Consider the following 19,296-nt stretch of genomic DNA (forward strand, 5'->3'; position numbering starts at 1 on the left):
GGTTATCTTTCTGCTTTTTCAGGCTCGTATACCAGCTTCACGCCGTCTGTAAAAACAATATGGACCGGTCCGTCCTTTTTTTCAGTCCCAAAGGTCATGCGTCCGGCGGAAAAATTGCCGATCGGCCCGGTTCCGTTCACCCGCCCCGGCGTGTCGCCCCGGATTTCGTCCAGCGACGTGTTGAGCAGGTCAGTCGTGACTTGAAGTCCGTCGGCAGTGGTAATCACCACGTCGCCGACAAAAGTTGCCGTACGCTCATCAGGGCGGATCAAACCTGAATTGGAATCCAGAAATATCGTTCCACCACTGAGAAGCCCCAGACGGCCCCGAAATTCGGATGCGTTCGGGGTTTCGTCTTCGTCGCCCTGCTTGGCTTGGATAGCTTCGATCTGGACATCTTCGCCTTTGCGGGTTGTCCCGCGGTACTTCGGCTGTGTGACCACCTGTTGCGCCAACCGCTCGTCAATGTCTTTTTCGGCGAATGGCACCGTTACGTTGGTTTCGATGCTGCGCGACAGAAGGAACACTGTGGACAGCATCAGAATGGCCGCAAGCGGCAACAGAACCTTCAGGAACTGTACCATGCGGGAATACCTGTCCAATTCGGCCTCCCTCAGCCCAGACCGACGCGCAAGCAGTCGTGGATATGCAGAAGACCCAGCGCCTGCCCGGATGCAGCCTCGTCGACCACAAACAGCGAAGTGATCTTGCGATCATTCATGATCGCCACCGCCTCTTCGGCCAATGCGTCCGGTGTTATGGTGGTCGGATTGGCGGTCATGACCTGCTCGGTCGTTTTGTCCAGCAGACCGTCCATGTGTCGCCGCAAGTCACCGTCCGTAATGATGCCCGACAAATGCCCCTGCGCATCCGTTACACCGGCCACGCCGAAACCCTTTTGGCTGATTTCGATCAGCGCGTCGCTCATCGGGGTGTTCGCCGCGACCAGAGGCAAGGCGTCGCCGGTATGCATCAGGTCACGCACCGTACTCAGCCGTGCACCCAGCTTTCCGCCGGGGTGGAAGGCGCGAAAATCCTCGGGGCGGAAGTCGCGATACTTCATCAGCGCAATGGCCAGCGCATCGCCCATGGCTAGGGTCAGCGTCGTCGAGATCGAAGGCACCATGCCGAAACCGCAGGCCTCGCCCATCGACGGTATCAGCAGATGCACATCGGCCTGTTTCATCAACGTGCTTTCTGGCTTGCTGGATAGCCCGATCAGCGGAATGCCAAAGCGGCGCGTAAAGGCAAGCAGGTTGGCCAGCTCGGGCGCTTCGCCCGAATTCGAAATCGCCAGCACCACATCGCCTTTGGAAACCATGCCCAGATCGCCATGGCTGGCCTCGGCCGGGTGCACGAAATAGGCAGGCGTTCCGGTACTGGCCAGAGTGGCGGCAATCTTGTGGCCGATATGGCCCGATTTTCCGATGCCGCTGATGATGATGCGCCCGGTGGCTTTCAGGATCAGATGCACCGCCTCTGCAAAATGCTCGTCAAGGCTGTCGGCCAGCACGTCCAGCGCGCGGGCCTCGTCGGTGACGACCTGGCGGGCGGTTCTCAGGAATGCTTCGGTGTCGGTCATGAGTGTGCAAAGATATCCGTTTCGGGCCAACCGGCGAGATCCAGCTTCGCACGCATCGGCAGGAAATCAAAACAGGCCTGCGCCATCTCGGTCCGGCCCTCGCGCGCCAGTCGCTTGTTCAACTCGTCGCGCAGGCGGTGCAGATAAAGAACGTCCGAGGCCGCATAGTCCAGCTGAGCATCGGTCAGGGTTTCAGCGCCCCAGTCGCTCATCTGCTGTTGTTTCGAGATATCCACGCCGATCAGTTCCTGGCACAGGTTCTTCAACCCGTGGCGGTCGGTGTAGGTGCGCACCAGCCGGCTGGCGATCTTGGTGCAGTAAACCGGCGCGGCCAGGGCACCAAAGGTGTGATACATCGCGGCGATGTCGAACCGCCCGAAATGGAACAGCTTCAGGACATCGGGGTTTTCCAGCATGGCACTCAGGTTCGGGGCTTCGGTCTGGCCCTTGTCCACCTGGATGATATGGCTGTTTCCGTCACCGCCTGACATTTGAATCACGCACAGGCGATCGCGATGCGGGTTCAGCCCCATGGTTTCACAGTCAATGGCCACAACCGGGCCCAGATCCAGCCCATCCGGCAGATCGTTTTTGTACAAATGGTTCGCCACGCGACTAGTCCTTTGTGCGATATCGCCTCCGAGATAGGCGGTTTGGTCTCCAAACTCAACGCCGTCCGAAAGTCGCGGGCCATTCGATGCCAAATCCTTGACCATATCCCCATCGGGGGGATACGGATAAGCCATGTCAGACAACGCCCACCAGTCACATCCACAGATTACGGCCCGGCTGAAGCGGGCCCATGGGCACCTGGCCAAGGTCATTGCCATGCTCGAGGAGCACGCGCCCTGTTCGGACGTCGCCCAACAGTTGTTTGCAGTAGAAAAGGCCGTCACCAATGCTAAACGCGCATTGATTCATGATCATATCGAACACTGCCTGTCCGCTGACGACGATGGCGGCGGGATCGAAGACTTCAAGGCGATTACAAAGTACCTCTGAGCCATGCTGAGTATTCTGAAACACCGCACCTACCGCCACCTGTTCGCCGCCCAGATCGTCGCCCTGACCGGAACCGGGCTGGCCACGGTCGCCCTTGGGCTGCTCGCCTTTGATCTGGCCGGGAATGCTGCGGGCCTTGTCCTTGGCACGGCACTGACGATCAAGATGGTGGCTTATGTCACCGTTGCACCGCTGGCCGCTGCTTTTGCCGAGCGTCTGGATCGTCGCAAGATGTTGGTCGTGCTGGACCTGATCCGCGCTGCGGTGGCAGTATGTCTGCCGTTCGTGACCGAAGTCTGGCAAATCTACGTGCTGATCTTCGTGCTCCAATCGGCGTCGGCGGGCTTTACGCCCGCCTTTCAGGCCACGATTCCGGACGTTCTGCCAGACGAAGCTGAATACACGCGTGCCTTGTCACTGTCACGCCTGGCCTACGATCTGGAAAGCCTGCTGAGTCCGATGTTCGCCGCCGCATTGCTGCTGCTGGTCAGCTTCAACAGCCTGTTCTGGGGTACCGCGCTTGGTTTTGTCGCATCGGCAATGCTGGTTGTCTCGGTCGTGCTTCCGTCACCTAAGCCAAGCCGACCCCGCGGCATCTATGACCGCACCACACGCGGCATACGTATCTATCTGAAGACACCCAGGTTGCGCGGACTGCTTGCGCTCAGCTGGAGTGCAGCGGCCCTGAGCTCGATGGTGATCGTGAACACTGTGGTCATCGTGCGCGCCAATCTTGGCCTGTCGGAAAGCGCGGTGGCCATTGCCCTGGCCGGTTTCGGGGGCGGGTCGATGCTTGCAGCCTTTACCTTGCCCCGCCTTCTGGACCGGATCGAGGACCGTCGGGTCATGGTCGCGGGCGCCGTTTTTGCCACTGGCTCCATGGCCGTCGCCGCGATGTTGGCCGCAATTGCTCCTCTGTCGCTCGGGTTGCTGACCGCGTTGTGGGCATTCACCGGTTTTGGATACTCCACCACCCTGACACCTTCGGGCCGCCTTTTGACCCGGTCGGCCCACCCCGAGGATCGCCCAGCCGTCTTCGCCGCACAGTTTACCCTGTCGCATGGTTGCTGGCTGGTTCTTTACCCGCTGGCGGGGTGGTTGATGACGGTGTTCGGCCCGACCGTCACACTCAGCAGCATGGCGACGCTGTCCGTGGCGGGCGTCGTCGGTGCAATCGGCCTGTGGCCGCGCCTCGACCAGGAACCGATCACCCATGATCACCCCGACCTGCCGCCCGATCATCCACATCTGGCCGGGTCGGGCCCGCACGCGCATCCGATCATCATCGACGATCTGCACCCGCGCATCCCGCGCGAACCCTGAGCGGGCGCTTGGACCTGATCTCAACCCGCAATGACCACAAACCAGAGCCCCAATGGACCAGCTTGACCGTCGCATCATCGCCGCCCTGCAAGCCAACGCGCGCGCCTCGACCACGCAGATTGCGACCACGCTGGGTGTGGCCCGGACAACCGTGCACGAGAGAATAAACCGGATGGAACAGCGCGGCCTGATCGAAGGATATTCCGTGCGCCTCGGGTCCACCGAAGACACCCCGAAAGTGCAGGTCATCGTCATGCTCGAAGTGCAGCAAAAGGAAACCAGCCGGATCATCAAGCGGCTCGAAGCCTACCCCGAAGTCAAACTGTGCCTGTCGATCAACGGAGAGTTCGACCTTATGCTGTCCGCAGAGGCGCCGAGGCTGGAGGATCTGGACATTCTGGTCGATGACCTGGCGAAAATTCCCGGTGTCTTGCGCACCAATACCAGCGTTGTTTTCGGGCGCAGGATAGATCGAAACTGAAGCGGCGATAACTCTCTGTAAACCGATCGTTGGCTAGCTTGGCCGGGAGAGATCAGAATCCCGGACCGGCAGAATGCCAAATCAGAAGTTCCCGCTGTTGCTCATGTTGGTGCACGTGCTTTTGGCGCAGGCAGGGTTTGCCATGCCAGATGCCGAAACCGGTGACCTGTGCGATCATGCCGCGCGGCGCGCCGCTTTGTCCGAAGGCGTGCCCCTGGACGTGCTCCGCGCTATCTCGCGCGTTGAAACAGGGCGCAGGCTGGACGGCCGGTTGCAGCCTTGGCCCTGGACGATCAACGTCGGCGGTCAGGGATACTGGTTCAAGTCCGAGGTCGAAGCCAAGGCCTATGCGTTCAAAATCTTCAAATCGGGCACCCGCAGCTTTGATGTCGGCTGTTTTCAGATCAATTATCGCTGGCACGGCAAAGCCTTCCGTTCGATCGACGCGATGTTCGATCCAGATGAGAACGCGACCTACGCCGCCCGGTTCCTGAATGAACTCCATGCCGAGCTTGGATCGTGGCCCGCAGCCACGGGGGCTTATCATTCCCGCACGACACCCCTTGCCGAAGCTTACAAAGAGCGGTTTCAAACGGTGCTGGCACAGCTTGAAGGGGCCCCCCGAACCCGGGTTGCGGGCACGTCTCGGGATCCGTTCACCGAGGCCGGCCTCCCCTTGATCTCCATTCCGACAGCCTCGCCCCGCACCGGCGCGCTTGGGTCTCTGGTGCCAGCCGCAGGCGCCGCAACCGCGTTTATCGCCTTCAACTAGGAGCTTCGCGTGCCCAAGGTAAACATCCAGTCGCTGTTTTCGCCTACTGTCCTGCTGGCGATTGCGCTGATGACGGTCATCGTCATGATGATCCTGCCCATGCCAGCCTGGGTTCTGGACGTGGGGTTGGCGGCCTCCTTTGCGCTGGCCATCCTGATCTTCACCCTGACCCTGTTCATTGAACGCCCGCTGGACTTTTCGTCCTTCCCGACGATTCTGCTGGCGTCTTTGATGTTGCGCCTGTCGCTGAATGTGTCGTCGACGAAATTGATCATCGGGCAGGGGCACACCGGCCCGAATGCGGCAGGAGACGTGATCGAAGGTTTCGCCAGTTTCGTCATGGGTGGCAGTATTTTTCTTGGCCTGGTGGTGTTCGGCGTGCTGCTGATCGTGAATTTCATGGTCATCACCAAAGGCGCCGCCCGCATGGCCGAAGTCGGCGCGCGCTTTGCGTTGGACGGGATGCCCGGCAAACAACTTGCGATCGACAGCGACATGTCAGCCGGGGCAATCGATCATCAGCAGGCCAAGGAACGGCGAGAGCTGGAACAGCAGGAGACGACATTCTTCGGTTCGCTCGACGGTGCGTCGAAATTCGTGAAAGGTGACGCTGTCGCCGGGCTTCTGATCACGTTGCTGAACCTTGTCATGGGCCTGGTCATGGGCGTCGTCGTACATGGAATGCCTCTGGCCTCGGCATTCGAAACCTATGCCATTCTGACCGTCGGCGACGGGTTGGTGTCCCAAATTCCCGCCGTCATCATTTCCATTGCGTCCGCCCTGCTGCTGGCACGGGGCGGCACGCAGGGGGCCACGGACAACGCCATCTTTTCTCAACTTGGCCGCCACCCGGCAGCATTGTCCACCGTGGCGGTGCTCATGGTCCTGTTCGCTCTGGTGCCCGGTCTTCCTTTTCTGCCGTTCATCCTCGGCGCGGCCATTCTGGGATATGCGGCTTACAATGTTCACCGAAAGCAGCAAGACGCAGACGCGTCGGCAAACCTGCCCTCGACCGAAACCGAAGCGCCGACATCCCAGGCTATCGGCGACATCTTGGACCTGGATGATGTCCATCTGGAATTCGCTCCGGATCTGGTCAGCATGGTTCTGAATCCTGGCACGGGGCTGGACGCCCGTATTGCCAATATGCGGACCTATGTGGCGTCGACCTTTGGCCTGATCCTGCCCGAAATCCGCCTGACCGACCGCGCCGACTTGCCGACCGGAACGTATGTGATCAAGGTTCAGGGCGTCGAACAGGCACGCGGTGTCTTGCATCCCGATCTCATCCTGGCGCTCGTGCAGGACGGGTTTGACCTGCTGCCGGAGGGCAATGACGTGACCGAGCCGGTCTATGGTGCTCCAGCGCGCTGGATCCTGCCGAAAGATCAGGAGGACGCCGCGCTGAGCGGTGCCACCATAGTTTCACCGCCCGAGATTCTTGCAACCCATCTGCTGGAGATCATCAAACAGAACTTCTCGCGCCTGCTGACACTGAAATCCCTCCGGCGCCTGCTGTCGGAAATGACCCGCCTGAGCGACCCGGTACGCGCCGAAGCCAACCGTAAGCTGCTGGATGAACTGATCCCCGACAAAGTGCCGATCGACACGTTGCACGCTGTTCTGCGCCTGTTGCTCGACGAACGTGTGTCGATCCGGAACATGGCGCTGATTCTTGAAAGTGTCGCCGAGGCGCGGCTGACCACAACCCAGCCCGAAGGCATCTGTGAACTTGTGCGTCAGCGTCTTGGCTTTCAGTTGGTCGCGGACATGAAGCGCGAGGATGGTTCGATCCCTCTGATCCAGTTGGCCCCGGAATGGGAGGACACATTCGCCTCTTACCAGATTGACGCCCCAAATACCGGCATGGATGTCGCGCTGCCCCCGAACGTGTTCAACAAACTGGCCGACGGAGTCGTGAGCACCATCGCCAAATCCGCTGACAACGGTCTGTTTCCGGCCGTCGTGACCTCGACCCGGCGCCGTCGGTTGCTGCGCACCGTCATGCAGGCACGCGGCGTGTCCAACCCGGTTTTGTCCTTCGAAGAAATCGGGCTGGAAGCCAAACCTGCCTTGGTCGGAACTGTTGCAGCGTGATTGCCCTGCCGCCAGAGATGCTGTCGCAGCTGGCCGAAGCAATCTGGCAGGCCTTTGTCGTGTTTCTGCGCGTCTCCGCTCTTGTTTCGCTGCTTCCAGCTTTCGGCGAGCGCAGTATCCCGACACGGGTAAAGCTTGGTGCTTCCGTTGCTTTTACGCTGATCATACTGCCCGCTGCGCCCCCCGTCAGAATTGATCCCAGCCTTTGGGCGACCGTGCGGCTGGTCGGCACCGAAGTTCTGATCGGGCTTGTCCTGGGGATAGGCCTGCGCCTGTTCGTTCTCGCGCTGCAAACCGCGGGGTCTATTGCGGCTCAGTCCACGTCATTGTCGCAACTGCTGGGTGGCGCGGCGGCCGATCCGGTCCCCGCCATGGGATACCTGCTGACCCTGGCAGGGCTGACACTTGCCGTAATCATGGACCTGCACATCCGGGCCGCGCAGTTCCTGATCCAGAGTTATGCCCTGTTCCCAATAGGGCTGGCACCTGATGCCGCAGATGCGTCGCGCTGGGGATTGCATCAGGTCGCCAACAGCTTTGGGCTGGCTTTTGCACTGGCAACGCCGTTCGTCATCGCCTCTTTGATCTACAACCTGGCACTTGGGGTCATCAACCGGGCAATGCCCCAGCTGATGGTGGCCTTCGTTGGTGCTCCTGCAATCACCTTCGCCGGGCTGTTTCTGCTGTTCGCCGGCACACCGCTGATCCTGTCCGTGTGGGCTGACGCGCTGGTTGCCTTCTTCACCAACCCGATGGGAGCGCAAAGATGAGCGCAGGTGATGACGACAGCGACAAGTCATACGAGCCGACACCGCAAAAGCTGCTGAAGGCGCGCGAGAAAGGTGAGGTTCCAAAATCCAACGACTTGTCGGTTGTGGCGGCATATACCGGGCTTCTGATCGCCCTGCTTACAGTCGGTCAATACAGCGTCGAGCATATGGGCACCGGGTTCATGGTTCTGATCGATCAGTCCGACGCATTTGCACGGCTTCTGACGGATGGGCCATCGCATGCTCCGGTTGCGGGGGTTTTGAAAAGTGCCCTGCTGCCTGTTGCTTTGCTGTTCTGCCTTCCTGCGGCGGCTGTTCTGCTGAACTTGATCGCCCAGCGCGCGCTGATCTTTGCCCCGAGCAAATTGAAACCAAAACTTTCGCGTATCTCTCTGGTTTCGAACGCAAAGAACAAGTTCGGGCGGGGTGGCCTGTTCGAGTTTGCCAAAAGCACCACCAAACTGTTGATCTACAGCACCTGCCTTGCGCTTTTTCTGAAAGCCAATCTAACCGAGATTCTGTCTGCCAGCGCGGCACCGGCAAAGTCATCCATTCTGCTCATGATGAACCTGCTGTTTCGCTTTCTGTTCATCGTGATCGGAATCGCACTGGCCATCGGGGTCGTCGATTTCCTTTGGCAATATGCCGAACACATGCGCAAGAACCGTATGTCGCGCAAGGAGATCATGGATGAAACCAAGGATGCCGAGGGCGACCCTCATGTCAAACAACACCGGCGCCAGCGCGCACAGGAAATCGCAACCAACCAAATGTTGGCAGATGTTCCAGGCGCGGATGTCGTGATCGTAAACCCCACCCATTATGCTGTGGCGCTTAAATGGACACGGGTTGCCGGCAGCGCCCCGGTTTGCGTTGCCAAAGGGGTGGACGAAATCGCCGCCACCATCCGATCCGCCGCAGGAGAAGCAGGCGTTCCGATCCATTCAGACCCTCCCACAGCTCGCGCCCTTCACGCGACCGTGGACATAGGTCAGGAGATCGCCGAAGAGCACTATCGTCCTGTTGCCGCCGCGATCCGGTTTGCCGAAGCGATGCGAAAACGCGCGAAGGAGCAAGTTCGATGACTCATACGCAATTACCCGATCTGGAAAAAGTGACCAACGCAGCGTTTCAGAAGCAGTTTCAAGCGCTGCGACCGATCCTGGAGGCCGAGGCACGGATCAAGCAGCAACTTGCCAGATTGGACGGTCAACTCCGTCAGGCGCGCCAAGACAGCACCAAGGTCGAAGGCTATCAGGTTTCAGGGACCGACGTTCTCTGGAATAGTTGGGAGTCCGCGACGCGGAGACAATTGAACCTGCAACTGGCACGAACGCGCGCGCAGAAACTGGCCGGAATGGAAGCTTTACGTACTGCCTTTGGGCGAAAACAAGCGGTGGAAAAATTGCGAAAGAAAGTTCAGCAGGCAAACCGAAAAGCAAATGCCAAAAAGCACTTCGGGCCCTAGCTTGACCGACCCGACGTATCGGGCCGGTCAGTGTCAGCTGTCTTGTCGGTTTACACTCAGGATCAGCACTTTGGACACGTCGTCGCCAAATTCTTTGCGCGCCACTTCCAGCAAGGAATTCCGCAAAACATCCAGGTTCCCGGATTCTGTAAAAGTCCCGTCAAAGCCGCCCGTGTTTGCATGGTCAAAAAGAACCTGAAGAAAGCCATCCCTGAGTTTAGGCTCGATTGCATAAAAGGTTTCTGTAATGTCCGGGTTCGCCTCAAGGCTCAGCGACAGCGTTACCATGGCTTCGATCTGGTCGTCTTTTACAACGGGGACGACGAATTGCTTGGTCATTTTCAGATAACCAAAGCTTTCCCCCTCGCCTTTTTCCTTTGATTTCCCGGTTTTTTTGCCGGCCGACTTATCCTCTTTGACTGCTTCTTTTTCGGCAACGGCAGTTTCAGGTTTTTTTGCAGGTGCAAGAACCAGACCCGCGCCAATACCCGCGCCGAGTCCAACAATCAGAAAAATCACGGGAATCAATTTCGCGACCACGATCTCACCTCAGAACGGCAAAAGGGAATCAAGAACTTGCTGACCATAGCGGGGTTGCTGGACATCCGTTATCTGGCCTCTGCCGCCATATGACACGCGCGCTGACGCGATTTTGTCATAGGTTATTTCGTTTTGCCGCGAGATGTCCTGCGGGCGGACATATCCCGTCACAAGAAGCTCTCGCAGTTCGAAGTTGACCCGCAACTCCTGCGATCCCGATATTGAAAGAACTCCGTTCGGCAACACATCCAGCACTGTTGCGGCAACACGCAGAGTCAGTTTTTCGTTTCTCCTGACGGATCCCCGGCCAGAGCTCGAGGAATCCGCTTCAATCGAAACGGCTTCATCCAATGACGCGCCCTGGGGCAGGTTCTTTTGCACGCGCTGAGGCAGGCCGAAGAGGCTGGGGACTTCGAGGGTCTCGGACCCAGATCTGGATCGTCTGGTATTGTTCGAAATTTCTGCCTTCTCGTCCAGCTCGATGACGACGGTCAGGATGTCGCCTTTCTTGATCGCCCGCTGGTCGCCCAGCAACGAATGCTGCCCGCCGCTCCACAAAGAGGACCGGTCGACGTTTCGCTGGGGTTGGGTGTGCAATGGCAAACCCGGCCACAACATTGCAACCTGTTCCGGGGAATCCTCGTTGGGTGTGAAACTTGGCGGTTTGCCCAAATGATCCATTCGTCCACATGCGGACAAGGCAAAAGCCGTCAGGACAAGGGTTTTTGGCAATCCGTGCATCACTGTACCTCGATTTGACCGTCCGGACGGATTCGGCCTGTTACGGTTGTTCGGGATGAAAGGTTCATGACCCGAATGCGATCCCCCGCCGCGCCGCGCCCCAAGGCCCGGCCCTCGGTGGTGATCGACAAGGGTTGGCTGCTGAACACCAGCACGACCAGATCGTTTCGATCCACGATGGCAGGTGGCCCGACATCAGAGCCGCGAATTGGCCGACCGGGGTAGAGCGCCACCCGGGCCTCTTGTCCGATCAGAAGATCAGGGTCTGAAATTGCATCGGCAACATCTGTTGGCTTCAACTCGAGATCGGCCGCAAAAATGACTTCCTTGGCCCGGATCGTGCGTGTCGGCACCACAATGTCAGCCTGGGCGGCAATTGGCGCCATAAGCACCAGAGAAAGAACCAGATGTCGCATCACCGTACCTGCGTTGTCGCGCTCATCATCTGGTCCACCGCCGTGATGACTTTGGCATTCATCTCATAGCCGCGTTGCGCTTCGATCAGCTCGGTAACTTCGCGAACGGCGTCAACCGAACTGTCTTCCAGATAACCCTGCCGCAAAGTTCCCAGACCGTCTTCGCCCGGCGTACCCAAAACCGGAGCACCCGAAGCTTCGGTTTCCTTGAACAGATTGCCTCCGACGGCTTCCAGGCCTTTGGCGTTCGAAAAACTGGCCAGCGCAAACTCCCCAAGCAACTGACCTTCGGGGGAATCGTCAAAATACGCATAGACTTCGCCCGACGCGTTGATCGAAACAGAACGCGCATCGTCAGGGATGGTGATTTCCGGCGAAACCGCAAACCCGTCAGAGGTGACGATCAGGCCCTCTGCCGACCGCTTCAAACTGCCGTCGCGCGTATACGCGGCCTGACCGCTGGGCAAGGTCACCTCCAGATATCCGCGACCTTCGATTGCAACATCCAGATCGCTCCCGGTGGCCGACAAGGCCCCTTGTTCCAATTGCACTGTCACCGCTGCCGGTCGCACACCCAGACCCAGTTGAATACCCGTGGGCAGAACCGTTCCGTCCGACGCATTCACGGTGCCGGCCCGCGCCATCTGTTGATAATGCAGGTCGGCGAATTCGGCCCGTCGGGCGTTGTAGCCGGTGGTATTCATATTCGCGAGGTTGTTCGAGATCGTCTCAACCCGCATCTGTTGTGCTGTCATCCCGGTGGCGGCAATTTTAAGGGCCCGCATATCTAACTCTCCTCATCCAAATCAGCGCATCAGCGCCTTGAGTGCTCCACGCACGCGCTCATCTTCACTCTCAAGAAAGCTTTGCCCCAGCTCATAGGCGCGCTGGATTTCCACCAAACGGGTCACTTGCTGAATCGCATTCACGTTTGACCCTTCGAGAAAGCGATGCAAAACCACCGGCTCGTCGACCGGCTCAATTGCACCGTCGGTGCGGAAACGAGTGTTTCCTTCGCGTACAAGTTCGTTCGTATCGGCGACGTTGAAAACGCCCAGCTGACCCAGAAGCTGACCATCGACACTCAGCGTTCCGTCGCTGCCGACATCGATTGACGCTGCGTCAGGCGGGATGAACACAGGCGCGCCATTGGCATCGAGCACGCGCGCACCATCCATTGAAACCAGATCGCCATCGGCATTGGGAGAAAAGCTGCCAGCCCGCGTCAGCCGGTTGCCATCCTGGGTTTCGACCATGAAGAAACCGTCGCCTTCGATGGCAAAATCAAATTGCCCGCCGGTTTGCGTCAGCACGCCTTGTTGCATTGACGTATTTCGCGCCTCGGCCCGGCTCATGGAGAGGGAGGGGCTGTTCGGCATATCTCGAATGTATTCCGAGAACACCAGCCCCTGCTGGCGATAGCCGGTCGTGTTGGCATTTGCGATGTTATTCGCCACCAGGCGCATTTCATTCATCAGCCCGGACTGGCGGGACAGGGTGACATAGGCGGTGTCCATCAGCGACCTCCTGCGATCAATGGAACAAGCGTACCGGTGAAAAACGTAACAAGGGTCTGAGTCATGAACCCCATCGAGATCCAGAACACGACGACGATGGCGATCAGTTTGGGAACAAAGGTCAGCGTCATTTCCTGTATCGACGTCAGAGCCTGAAACAGACCAACGACCAGGCCTGACACCAGAGCAACTGCCAGAATCGGGACCGATGTGATGACGGCGATCCAAAGAGCCTGACGCACGATGTCATAGAAAAGACCTTCGCTCAGCATCGTATCAGACCGGCATCCGCAGGATTTCCTGATAGGCCTCAACCACCTTGTTGCGAACGATCACAGCTGTCTCAACGGCCAGTTCGGTCTGTGCCAGCGCCTGCACCAGCGCGTGCGGGTCGGCTTGCCCGACCATCGCGGTCTGCGACATCTGCTCGCTGTGTTTCAACGTGGATGCAAAGTCCTGAAAACTTGCCTTCAGCCCCTGCACCATGCCCGAGTGATCGGGGTCGGCCTGGGTTGCAGGACGGGCGCCGGCATAATTCTGCGCGGCGTTCAATGATCGGATGTCCATTCTGGCTGTCCTTTATTCTCTGAGCAGTTCCATCAACGACGACGACATTTGCCGTGTTTGATCGAACATCTTGAGGTTGGCTTCGTAGCTCCGTTGCGCCTCGCGCGCGTCGGCTATTTCGATCATCAGATCGACATTCGATCCCAGATAGTGACCACTGGCATCTGCCATCGGGTGACCGGGGTCGAAAATTCGTGTCAGGTCGCGTCGATCAAGCTTTACGCGGCCGGCTTGCACCACGTTCTGACCATCTTTTTCTATGGTCTCAAACGGCACCGTCTTGCGCCGATACCCGGGCGTATCCGCATTCGATATGTTTTCGGACACGTGGCGCAGACGGGCTGCCTGCGCACGCAGGGCGTTGGCGGATGCCGCAAGTGAGTGGGAAAAATCGCTCATCCTCGGCCCCCTTATCCACGTCCCAGACTGGTGCGAAGGATGTTCATCGAGGATTTGTAGATCGCCAACGCGCGGTCGTGCTGTCGTTTGACCTCGACCGATTTCAGCATCTCTTCTTCAAGCGATACGCCGTTGCCATTTGGATCACCCGACGGAGCGGCCTGGTGCTCTGCCCAAGGCTGCGTACCCGTACCGCCATGCAGATGACCCCGCCGCGTGGCCATCATGGTCACTTCGCGTCCCGAGTTTTCAAGTGCTTTATGGAAGAGGTCGATATCGCGCGGCTGGTAGCCCGGCGTATCCGCATTGGCCATGTTGCGCGCAATCACCGCCTGCCGTTGCCCGGCATGGGTTGCCATTGCGTACGCGGTCTTAAGGACGTTCAAGTCATAGAACATCGGGGCTTCTCCCTCGATCAATTTCAATCAAGGCTTAACCCCGATTCCTTTAGAAACCGTTTTCAGAACCCAATTGGAGAACCCAAGATGTCCGATCTCGACCCGATGCTTCTGAAACATGAATTCGATCGGATGACTTCGATCCGCCACGTGGGCCTGGTCAGTAGCGTCGCACAAGGGTTGATCGAGATCAGTGGCCTCAACGAACATGCGCGAATCGGAGACTTGCTTACATTGCGGCGGCGCGCGGGGCCCGATCTGGCCGGTGAAGTGCTGCATGTCGGTGCAGACCATATCCACATGATTCCGGGTTCCGCCCCGGACGGTGTCAGCCTCGGGGACCGTGTGTATCTTGATCCCTCGCCGGGTTTCGCGCCCGCATTGCACTGGCTTGGGCGCGTCATTGATCCGTTTGGCAAACCGCTGGACGGAAAACCCCTGCTGAACGGGCCGCAGGATCGCGAAATCATGCAAGCCCCCCCGCCTGCGGTGGCGCGCAAGCCATTGGGAAAGCGGATGGCCACCGGACTATCGGTTCTCAACACCATGCTGCCGATTGTACGCGGTCAACGCGTTGGGTTGTTTGCGGGATCGGGTGTGGGGAAATCGACGCTGCTGTCGACGCTGGCGCGCTTCATGCAGGCTGACGTGGTTGTGGTGGCTCTTGTCGGCGAACGTGGGCGTGAAGTGAACGAGTTTGTTGCCCGCGCCATAGGCCCGGAAGCCATGAAGCGCACTATCGTGGTCGCCGCGACGTCCGACCAGTCTGCATTGGCGCGCAGACGGTGCGCGTGGTCGGCCATGTCGGCGGCTGAGTTCCTGCGGGATCTGGGGCTGAACGTCCTGTTTCTGGCCGATTCGGTAACCCGTTTCGCGGAAGCGCACCGTGAAATCGCCGTTGCCATGGGCGAAGCCCCGTCGCTCCGAGGGTATCCACCCTCTGTCACCCCCCTGATTGCCAATCTGTGTGAACGCGCAGGCCCCGGCACGCAGGAGCAGGGTGATATCACCGCCGTATTCAGTGTCCTGGTTGCGGGCTCCGACATGGATGAACCCATCGCCGACATTCTGCGCGGTGTGTTGGACGGGCATATCGTACTCAGCCGCGAGATTGCCGAACGCGGGCGCTTCCCGGCCATTGACCTCAGCAAATCCGTATCCCGCAGCCTTCCAGAGGCCGCGTCCGAGGCCGAGAACCAGATGATCAACGAAACCCGCAAACTTGTCGGCAGCTACGAACAATCCGAAGTCATGATAAAGGCCGGGCTGTATTCAGAAGGATCAGACCCGCTCTTGGATCAGGCCGTGCGCGTTCATGAGGAGTTGGACTCGTTTTTCGGCAAACCCGATTCCGAAGGGATTGAAAACAGCTTTAACCGGCTGTCCCTGATTCTGCGCCGTGCTTCGGCCAGCCTGCCGCGTTAGTGAACTCGGAACAGTTTTAAGTATTAAGGCCGCCTTAAGACCTGCACTGCTATTCCAATAGTCGGGTGATAAAAAGGTGGTGGAGATGGGTGCGCAAACCAATGCGGCGCCAATCATCATCAAGAAGAAGCGTGTATCGGGTGGCGATGGCCATCACGGTGGCGCGTGGAAAGTCGCGTATGCCGACTTTGTGACGGCCATGATGGCCTTCTTCATGTTGATGTGGCTGCTGAACGCAACAACGGAACAGCAACGAAAAGGGTTGGCGGATTATTTCGCGCCGACAATCCCGCTAAGCCCGGAATCCGGCGGCGGGGACGGGGCGTTTGGCGGCGACAGCATGCTGTCTGAAGAAGTGCTGCTGCGGGACGGTCAGGGTGCTACGACCACACACCCGACCGAATCGCATCAGGCTCGTGGCTCGATCGGAGTGAACGCCGTGGGCGGCGACAAAGGGGCCAAGGAAGATTTCTCTACCCTGGAGGCGCAACTGCTGGGGCGCACGGGTGAAAGCGAGGTCTCAGACAAACTGCTCAAGCATATCGTCACACGGGTCACCGATGAAGGATTGGTGGTGGAACTGTTCGACACCGACGATCAGACATTGTTCGAATCGGGTTCCGACAAGCCAACCAGCTTTCTGCGGTCCCTGGCCCTGATCATCGCCCGAGCCTCGGATCTTGTCGTCAATTCGATCGCCGTCGAAGGGCATGTCAGCGCGTCTCCGGTTGTGCAGGCGCGCAACACTGCCTGGGAACTGTCCACGGCAAGGGCCCAAAAATTGCGTCAATTGCTACAGGACAAGGGCGTTGCGGCACAAAGGATGGATCGTGTTACGGGCCATGCAGACCGAGAATTGTTCGCCGACAATCCCATGGCTGCGAGGAACAACAGGATCGAAGTGATCTTTCTGCGCCAGCCCTAAATGATAGAGCGTATTTTACATGTTAGCGCGCTGTTAAGGGGCAGCGCGTTACCTGTTGCATCAAAGACGGACGCAACAGAAGGGCGCACCCATGACCATTTCCTCTTCGCTCAATGCCGGTGTGGCGGCGCTGAAAGCCAATGCCAACAGGTTGGCGACGATTTCCGACAACATCGCGAATTCTTCAACCTACGGGTATAAACGGGTCGAGACGGATTTTCATTCAATGGTCACGTCGGGCCAGGTTGGCAGCTATTCGGCAGGCGGCGTGCGGACGACAAGCCAGCGCATGATTGATCAACGCGGGCCCCTGGTCACAACCAGCAACTCAACTGATCTGGCAGTTCGTGGGCGCGGCATGTTGCCTGTGCGCCCCAGTTCGCAGATCGGGAATAATTCGAACGAGATGCTGCTGACAACAACCGGGTCGTTCCGAACCAACGAAGAAGGGTATTTGGTTACCGAATCCGGCCTTGTTCTTCTGGGGTGGCCCGCGGCACCCGATGGCACTATTCCACCGGTTTCGCGCGACACACCCGCCGCGCTTGAACCCATTCAGCTGAGCGTGAACCAGCTGTCGGGTTCACCAACCACAGAAATGAAACTGCGTATGAACCTTCCGGCCACGGCGACAAATGCGGGCGCGCCGGGCGACGTTCAACCTTTGTCGGTTGAGTATTTCGATAATCTCGGCAAGTCTGAAAGCGTCGATATCCAGCTGATCCCAACGGTTCCCGCAACCGGCAGCAGCAACGAATGGACTATGGTCTTACGTGACTCGGCGTCGGGTGGCGCGGTCATCGGTGAATACACGCTGACATTCACCGACAACCGAACGGCAGGCGGCACTCTGGCCAGCGTCACACCTGTTTCTGGCGGAGCTTATGATCCAGCAACGGGCAGTGTCATGGTCAACGTCGCCGGCGGACCGATGGAGGTCAATATCGGCCTGATCGGGGATGCAGACGGGATAACCCAATTGTCCGACACGTTCGCGCCTGTTTCGATCACACGTGACGGTTCTGCTGTGGGAACAATGACCAGCGTTCAGGTCGATGAGAGAGGATATGTCTACGCGTTCTACGACACCGGCGTCAGTCGCCGGATGTACCAGATTCCGTTGGCAGATGTACCCAATCCCAACGGTTTAACCGCGTTGGACAGCCAGACTTACGCGCTTTCCCGTGAAAGTGGTACGTTCTTTCTTTGGAATGCCGGCGAAGGCCCGACCGGGGATCTTGTTTCTTTCGCGCGTGAGGAATCCACCACGGATGTAGCGACCGAACTGACCTCGTTGATTCAGACGCAACGTGCTTACTCCTCCAGCGCCACGGTGATCCAGACGGTGGACGAGATGTTGCAGGAAACGACAAACCTGAAACGTTAATCCAGCTCTGACCCAAAGAAAGGAGCGGCCTCATGAACATGTCGACAGCACTCAATAACGCATTGGGCGGGCTGACTGCGGCCAGTCGCGGGGCCGCTGTGGTGTCCGGAAACATCGCGAATGCGTTGACCCCCGGCTATGCGCGCCGGTCCCTGGAACTTGCCACAAGCCCAATTTCCGGAAATGGCGTACGCACCGTTGGCGTGATCCGGCATCAGGATCCGGTTTTGACCGCCAACAGACGTTCGTCTGATGCCGAACTCGCCTTTCGGTCGGACGTTTCAGATTTTCACGCACGGTTCGAACAACTGGTGGGGTCTCCTGATGACGGCCCTTCGCTGTCTACCCGTCTGTCCTCGTTGGAAAACGCCTTTATCACGGCGGCCAGTCTGCCTGACTCGATCGAACGGCTGGATCAGGTTGCGCGCTCGGCCCGCGATCTGACCAACGAGCTGAACGCGGCGTCCGAAGGCGTACGCCAGGCACGCTCGGATGCTGATCGAAAAATTGGCGCCCAGATCAACACCCTGAATCAGACTCTGAAAGATATCGAAGAACTGAACGCCAAGATTCCCGCCATTCAAAACTCTGGCGGTGACATCGGTGCCCTGCTGGATCAGCGGCATGTCCTGATCGACCAGGTCAATACCCTGATCCCGGTCAATGTCGTGCCGCGCGCCAATGATCTGGTATCCCTGTACTCGGAGGGCGGGCTGATCCTGCTGGAAGGCACGGCCTCGGAGTTCACTTTTTCCACGACCGGCGAAACAAAGCCTCACATGACCGTGGCAAATGGTCTGTTGTCCGGTCTGGAGATGAACGGTAACCCGGTACGGACAAGCGGAGACAACGCTCAAATCCGCGGCGGGGCACTGATGGCGCAGTTCACCATCCGCGACGACTTGGCAGTCGAGGCGCAGGTTCAGCTCGACACGGTTGCAAGGGACCTGATTGAACGATTTGAAACGCCCGGTTTGGATTCGTCGGCTCTTGCGACAGATCCTGGTCTGTACACCGACGACGGCAACCGGTTAGACCCTGCATCCGTTGTCGGGCTTGCATCACGGATTTCACTCAATTCAACCGTGGACCCTGACAATGGCGGGGACAGTTGGAAGCTTCGCGCGGGTCTGGGTGCCGCAACTCCGGGTGACCCCGGGCAGGCTGCTCAACTGCGCGCGTTCGGGAACATATTGAACGACGCACGTCCGGTACCCGGCGGGCTGTTCGGCACGGGAAACATGCGCGCTGCCGAGTTGACCAAGGCCCTGTTGTCGAAAGCGGGCGCACACGCCCATGCCGCAGATCGACGCAAGACTTTTGCAAACAGCTTCCAGCAGCAAATGGCGCAAATCGAGGCCGCGCAGGGCGTGGATACCGATCAGGAACTACAGCGGCTCATGCAGGTCGAACAGACTTATGCCGCAAACGCTCGTGTCATCTCGGTTGTTGACGAGCTTATGGAAACTCTTCTGAGGTTGTGACC

At 58.7% G+C, this 19,296-nt stretch carries 24 protein-coding genes; 12 read left to right on the forward strand and 12 right to left on the reverse strand.

Annotated elements, in window-relative coordinates; all coding sequences use genetic code 11:
* Positions 1-2: 2 nt before the first annotated feature.
* Genes lptC through GS620_RS18600 form a run of 3 tightly spaced genes read right to left on the reverse strand, consistent with a single transcriptional unit; the run spans position 3 to position 2,193 of the window.
* Positions 3-584, reverse strand: coding sequence for an LPS export ABC transporter periplasmic protein LptC (lptC, locus tag GS620_RS18590; protein WP_253283988.1), 582 nt, complete (start codon positions 582-584; stop codon positions 3-5).
* A 29-nt stretch (positions 585-613) separates the two neighbouring features.
* On the reverse strand, positions 614-1,582 hold the full coding sequence (locus tag GS620_RS18595) for an SIS domain-containing protein (RefSeq protein WP_171171788.1): 969 nt from the start codon (positions 1,580-1,582) through the stop codon (positions 614-616).
* Positions 1,579-2,193 carry a ribonuclease D gene (locus tag GS620_RS18600; RefSeq protein WP_152459762.1) on the reverse strand — a complete coding sequence of 205 codons (615 nt, stop codon included), beginning with the start codon at positions 2,191-2,193 and terminating at the stop codon, positions 1,579-1,581. Before GS620_RS18600 ends, GS620_RS18595 begins: the two co-directional genes overlap by 4 nt.
* Positions 2,194-2,326: 133 nt before the next feature.
* Here GS620_RS18600 and GS620_RS18605 point away from each other — a divergent pair, with 133 nt between their 5' ends.
* The 8 genes from GS620_RS18605 to GS620_RS18640 all read left to right on the forward strand — a co-directional run bounded on the left by GS620_RS18605 (position 2,327) and on the right by GS620_RS18640 (position 9,495).
* A complete protein-coding gene (locus GS620_RS18605; protein ID WP_171206378.1) occupies positions 2,327-2,584 on the forward strand; it encodes a metal-sensing transcriptional repressor in 258 nt (85 codons plus the stop codon).
* A 3-nt stretch (positions 2,585-2,587) separates the two neighbouring features.
* Positions 2,588-3,907 carry an MFS transporter gene (locus GS620_RS18610; RefSeq protein WP_152459760.1) on the forward strand — a complete coding sequence of 440 codons (1,320 nt, stop codon included), beginning with the start codon at positions 2,588-2,590 and terminating at the stop codon, positions 3,905-3,907.
* 52 nt (positions 3,908-3,959) lie between these two features.
* Positions 3,960-4,388 carry an Lrp/AsnC family transcriptional regulator gene (locus GS620_RS18615; RefSeq protein ID WP_152459759.1) on the forward strand — a complete coding sequence of 143 codons (429 nt, stop codon included), beginning with the start codon at positions 3,960-3,962 and terminating at the stop codon, positions 4,386-4,388.
* Positions 4,389-4,461: 73 nt separating this feature from the next.
* On the forward strand, positions 4,462-5,160 hold the full coding sequence (locus tag GS620_RS18620) for a transglycosylase SLT domain-containing protein (protein WP_371809828.1): 699 nt from the start codon (positions 4,462-4,464) through the stop codon (positions 5,158-5,160).
* A gap of 69 nt (positions 5,161-5,229) precedes the next feature.
* The gene (gene flhA, locus GS620_RS18625; RefSeq protein WP_216597951.1) at positions 5,230-7,257 is read left to right on the forward strand and encodes a flagellar biosynthesis protein FlhA; all 2,028 of its coding nucleotides are present in this window, start codon (positions 5,230-5,232) and stop codon (positions 7,255-7,257) included.
* The gene (locus GS620_RS18630; protein ID WP_171617371.1) at positions 7,254-8,027 is read left to right on the forward strand and encodes a flagellar biosynthetic protein FliR; all 774 of its coding nucleotides are present in this window, start codon (positions 7,254-7,256) and stop codon (positions 8,025-8,027) included. Before flhA ends, GS620_RS18630 begins: the two co-directional genes overlap by 4 nt.
* Positions 8,024-9,112 (forward strand): flagellar type III secretion system protein FlhB, encoded by a 1,089-nt coding sequence (flhB, locus tag GS620_RS18635; protein WP_171617372.1) that lies wholly within the window; start codon positions 8,024-8,026, stop codon positions 9,110-9,112. The genes GS620_RS18630 and flhB overlap by 4 nt, the downstream gene beginning before the upstream one ends.
* On the forward strand, positions 9,109-9,495 hold the full coding sequence (locus GS620_RS18640; protein WP_171171800.1) for a hypothetical protein: 387 nt from the start codon (positions 9,109-9,111) through the stop codon (positions 9,493-9,495). The genes flhB and GS620_RS18640 overlap by 4 nt, the downstream gene beginning before the upstream one ends.
* Positions 9,496-9,528: 33 nt before the next feature.
* Here GS620_RS18640 and GS620_RS18645 read toward each other — a convergent pair whose 3' ends face one another.
* From GS620_RS18645 to GS620_RS18685, 9 genes are read right to left on the reverse strand one after another with little or no spacing between them, the layout of a single operon-like run.
* The gene (locus GS620_RS18645; RefSeq protein WP_171617373.1) at positions 9,529-10,035 is read right to left on the reverse strand and encodes a flagellar basal body-associated protein FliL; all 507 of its coding nucleotides are present in this window, start codon (positions 10,033-10,035) and stop codon (positions 9,529-9,531) included.
* Between the two features lie 9 nt (positions 10,036-10,044).
* Positions 10,045-10,776, reverse strand: a complete 732-nt coding sequence (gene flgH, locus GS620_RS18650) for a flagellar basal body L-ring protein FlgH (RefSeq protein WP_152459754.1) — start codon at positions 10,774-10,776, stop codon at positions 10,045-10,047.
* A complete protein-coding gene (gene flgA, locus GS620_RS18655) occupies positions 10,776-11,192 on the reverse strand; it encodes a flagellar basal body P-ring formation chaperone FlgA (protein WP_171617374.1) in 417 nt (138 codons plus the stop codon). Before flgA ends, flgH begins: the two co-directional genes overlap by 1 nt.
* Positions 11,192-11,977, reverse strand: a complete 786-nt coding sequence (gene flgG, locus GS620_RS18660; RefSeq protein WP_171617375.1) for a flagellar basal-body rod protein FlgG — start codon at positions 11,975-11,977, stop codon at positions 11,192-11,194. Before flgG ends, flgA begins: the two co-directional genes overlap by 1 nt.
* 21 nt (positions 11,978-11,998) lie before the next feature.
* Positions 11,999-12,709 (reverse strand): flagellar hook-basal body complex protein, encoded by a 711-nt coding sequence (locus tag GS620_RS18665; protein WP_171617376.1) that lies wholly within the window; start codon positions 12,707-12,709, stop codon positions 11,999-12,001.
* Complete coding sequence (locus tag GS620_RS18670; RefSeq protein WP_170345696.1) at positions 12,709-12,981, reverse strand: flagellar biosynthetic protein FliQ; 273 nt, start codon at positions 12,979-12,981, stop codon at positions 12,709-12,711. The genes GS620_RS18665 and GS620_RS18670 overlap by 1 nt, the downstream gene beginning before the upstream one ends.
* A gap of 4 nt (positions 12,982-12,985) precedes the next feature.
* Entirely contained in the window at positions 12,986-13,276 is a 291-nt protein-coding gene (gene fliE / locus GS620_RS18675; RefSeq protein WP_171171810.1) for a flagellar hook-basal body complex protein FliE, read from the reverse strand.
* A gap of 12 nt (positions 13,277-13,288) precedes the next feature.
* A complete protein-coding gene (gene flgC, locus GS620_RS18680) occupies positions 13,289-13,675 on the reverse strand; it encodes a flagellar basal body rod protein FlgC (protein WP_171617377.1) in 387 nt (128 codons plus the stop codon).
* An 11-nt stretch (positions 13,676-13,686) separates the two neighbouring features.
* Positions 13,687-14,073 (reverse strand): FlgB family protein, encoded by a 387-nt coding sequence (locus GS620_RS18685; protein ID WP_171617378.1) that lies wholly within the window; start codon positions 14,071-14,073, stop codon positions 13,687-13,689.
* Positions 14,074-14,205: 132 nt separating this feature from the next.
* Here GS620_RS18685 and GS620_RS18690 point away from each other — a divergent pair, with 132 nt between their 5' ends.
* From GS620_RS18690 to flgK, 4 genes are all read left to right on the forward strand, one after another.
* Positions 14,206-15,498, forward strand: a complete 1,293-nt coding sequence (locus GS620_RS18690; RefSeq protein ID WP_371809829.1) for a FliI/YscN family ATPase — start codon at positions 14,206-14,208, stop codon at positions 15,496-15,498.
* Between the two features lie 85 nt (positions 15,499-15,583).
* Positions 15,584-16,423, forward strand: a complete 840-nt coding sequence (locus GS620_RS18695) for a flagellar motor protein MotB (RefSeq protein WP_171617380.1) — start codon at positions 15,584-15,586, stop codon at positions 16,421-16,423.
* A gap of 91 nt (positions 16,424-16,514) precedes the next feature.
* On the forward strand, positions 16,515-17,810 hold the full coding sequence (locus GS620_RS18700) for a flagellar hook protein FlgE (protein WP_171617381.1): 1,296 nt from the start codon (positions 16,515-16,517) through the stop codon (positions 17,808-17,810).
* Positions 17,811-17,842: 32 nt separating this feature from the next.
* On the forward strand, positions 17,843-19,294 hold the full coding sequence (gene flgK / locus GS620_RS18705; protein WP_171617382.1) for a flagellar hook-associated protein FlgK: 1,452 nt from the start codon (positions 17,843-17,845) through the stop codon (positions 19,292-19,294).
* Positions 19,295-19,296: the final 2 nt, after the last annotated feature.

This window comes from Ruegeria sp. HKCCD6428, assembly GCF_013110595.1.
GTDB lineage: Bacteria > Pseudomonadota > Alphaproteobacteria > Rhodobacterales > Rhodobacteraceae > Ruegeria.

Excerpts from the sequence above, each read along its gene's own strand:
- lptC (WP_253283988.1), bottom strand. The coding sequence starts at position 584 with ATGGTACAGTTCCTGAAGGTTCTGTTGCCGCTTGCGGCCATTCTGATG.
- GS620_RS18595 (WP_171171788.1), bottom strand. The coding sequence starts at position 1,582 with ATGACCGACACCGAAGCATTCCTGAGAACCGCCCGCCAGGTCGTCACC.
- GS620_RS18605 (WP_171206378.1), top strand. The coding sequence starts at position 2,327 with ATGTCAGACAACGCCCACCAGTCACATCCACAGATTACGGCCCGGCTG.
- GS620_RS18610 (WP_152459760.1), top strand. The coding sequence starts at position 2,588 with ATGCTGAGTATTCTGAAACACCGCACCTACCGCCACCTGTTCGCCGCC.
- GS620_RS18615 (WP_152459759.1), top strand. The coding sequence starts at position 3,960 with ATGGACCAGCTTGACCGTCGCATCATCGCCGCCCTGCAAGCCAACGCG.
- GS620_RS18620 (WP_371809828.1), top strand. The coding sequence starts at position 4,462 with ATGCCAAATCAGAAGTTCCCGCTGTTGCTCATGTTGGTGCACGTGCTT.
- flhA (WP_216597951.1), top strand. The coding sequence starts at position 5,230 with ATGACGGTCATCGTCATGATGATCCTGCCCATGCCAGCCTGGGTTCTG.
- flhB (WP_171617372.1), top strand. The coding sequence starts at position 8,024 with ATGAGCGCAGGTGATGACGACAGCGACAAGTCATACGAGCCGACACCG.
- GS620_RS18640 (WP_171171800.1), top strand. The coding sequence starts at position 9,109 with ATGACTCATACGCAATTACCCGATCTGGAAAAAGTGACCAACGCAGCG.
- flgH (WP_152459754.1), bottom strand. The coding sequence starts at position 10,776 with ATGCACGGATTGCCAAAAACCCTTGTCCTGACGGCTTTTGCCTTGTCC.
- flgA (WP_171617374.1), bottom strand. The coding sequence starts at position 11,192 with ATGCGACATCTGGTTCTTTCTCTGGTGCTTATGGCGCCAATTGCCGCC.
- flgG (WP_171617375.1), bottom strand. The coding sequence starts at position 11,977 with ATGCGGGCCCTTAAAATTGCCGCCACCGGGATGACAGCACAACAGATG.
- GS620_RS18665 (WP_171617376.1), bottom strand. The coding sequence starts at position 12,709 with ATGGACACCGCCTATGTCACCCTGTCCCGCCAGTCCGGGCTGATGAAT.
- GS620_RS18670 (WP_170345696.1), bottom strand. The coding sequence starts at position 12,981 with ATGCTGAGCGAAGGTCTTTTCTATGACATCGTGCGTCAGGCTCTTTGG.
- fliE (WP_171171810.1), bottom strand. The coding sequence starts at position 13,276 with ATGGACATCCGATCATTGAACGCCGCGCAGAATTATGCCGGCGCCCGT.
- flgC (WP_171617377.1), bottom strand. The coding sequence starts at position 13,675 with ATGAGCGATTTTTCCCACTCACTTGCGGCATCCGCCAACGCCCTGCGT.
- GS620_RS18685 (WP_171617378.1), bottom strand. The coding sequence starts at position 14,073 with ATGTTCTATGACTTGAACGTCCTTAAGACCGCGTACGCAATGGCAACC.
- GS620_RS18690 (WP_371809829.1), top strand. The coding sequence starts at position 14,206 with ATGACTTCGATCCGCCACGTGGGCCTGGTCAGTAGCGTCGCACAAGGG.
- GS620_RS18695 (WP_171617380.1), top strand. The coding sequence starts at position 15,584 with ATGGGTGCGCAAACCAATGCGGCGCCAATCATCATCAAGAAGAAGCGT.
- GS620_RS18700 (WP_171617381.1), top strand. The coding sequence starts at position 16,515 with ATGACCATTTCCTCTTCGCTCAATGCCGGTGTGGCGGCGCTGAAAGCC.
- flgK (WP_171617382.1), top strand. The coding sequence starts at position 17,843 with ATGAACATGTCGACAGCACTCAATAACGCATTGGGCGGGCTGACTGCG.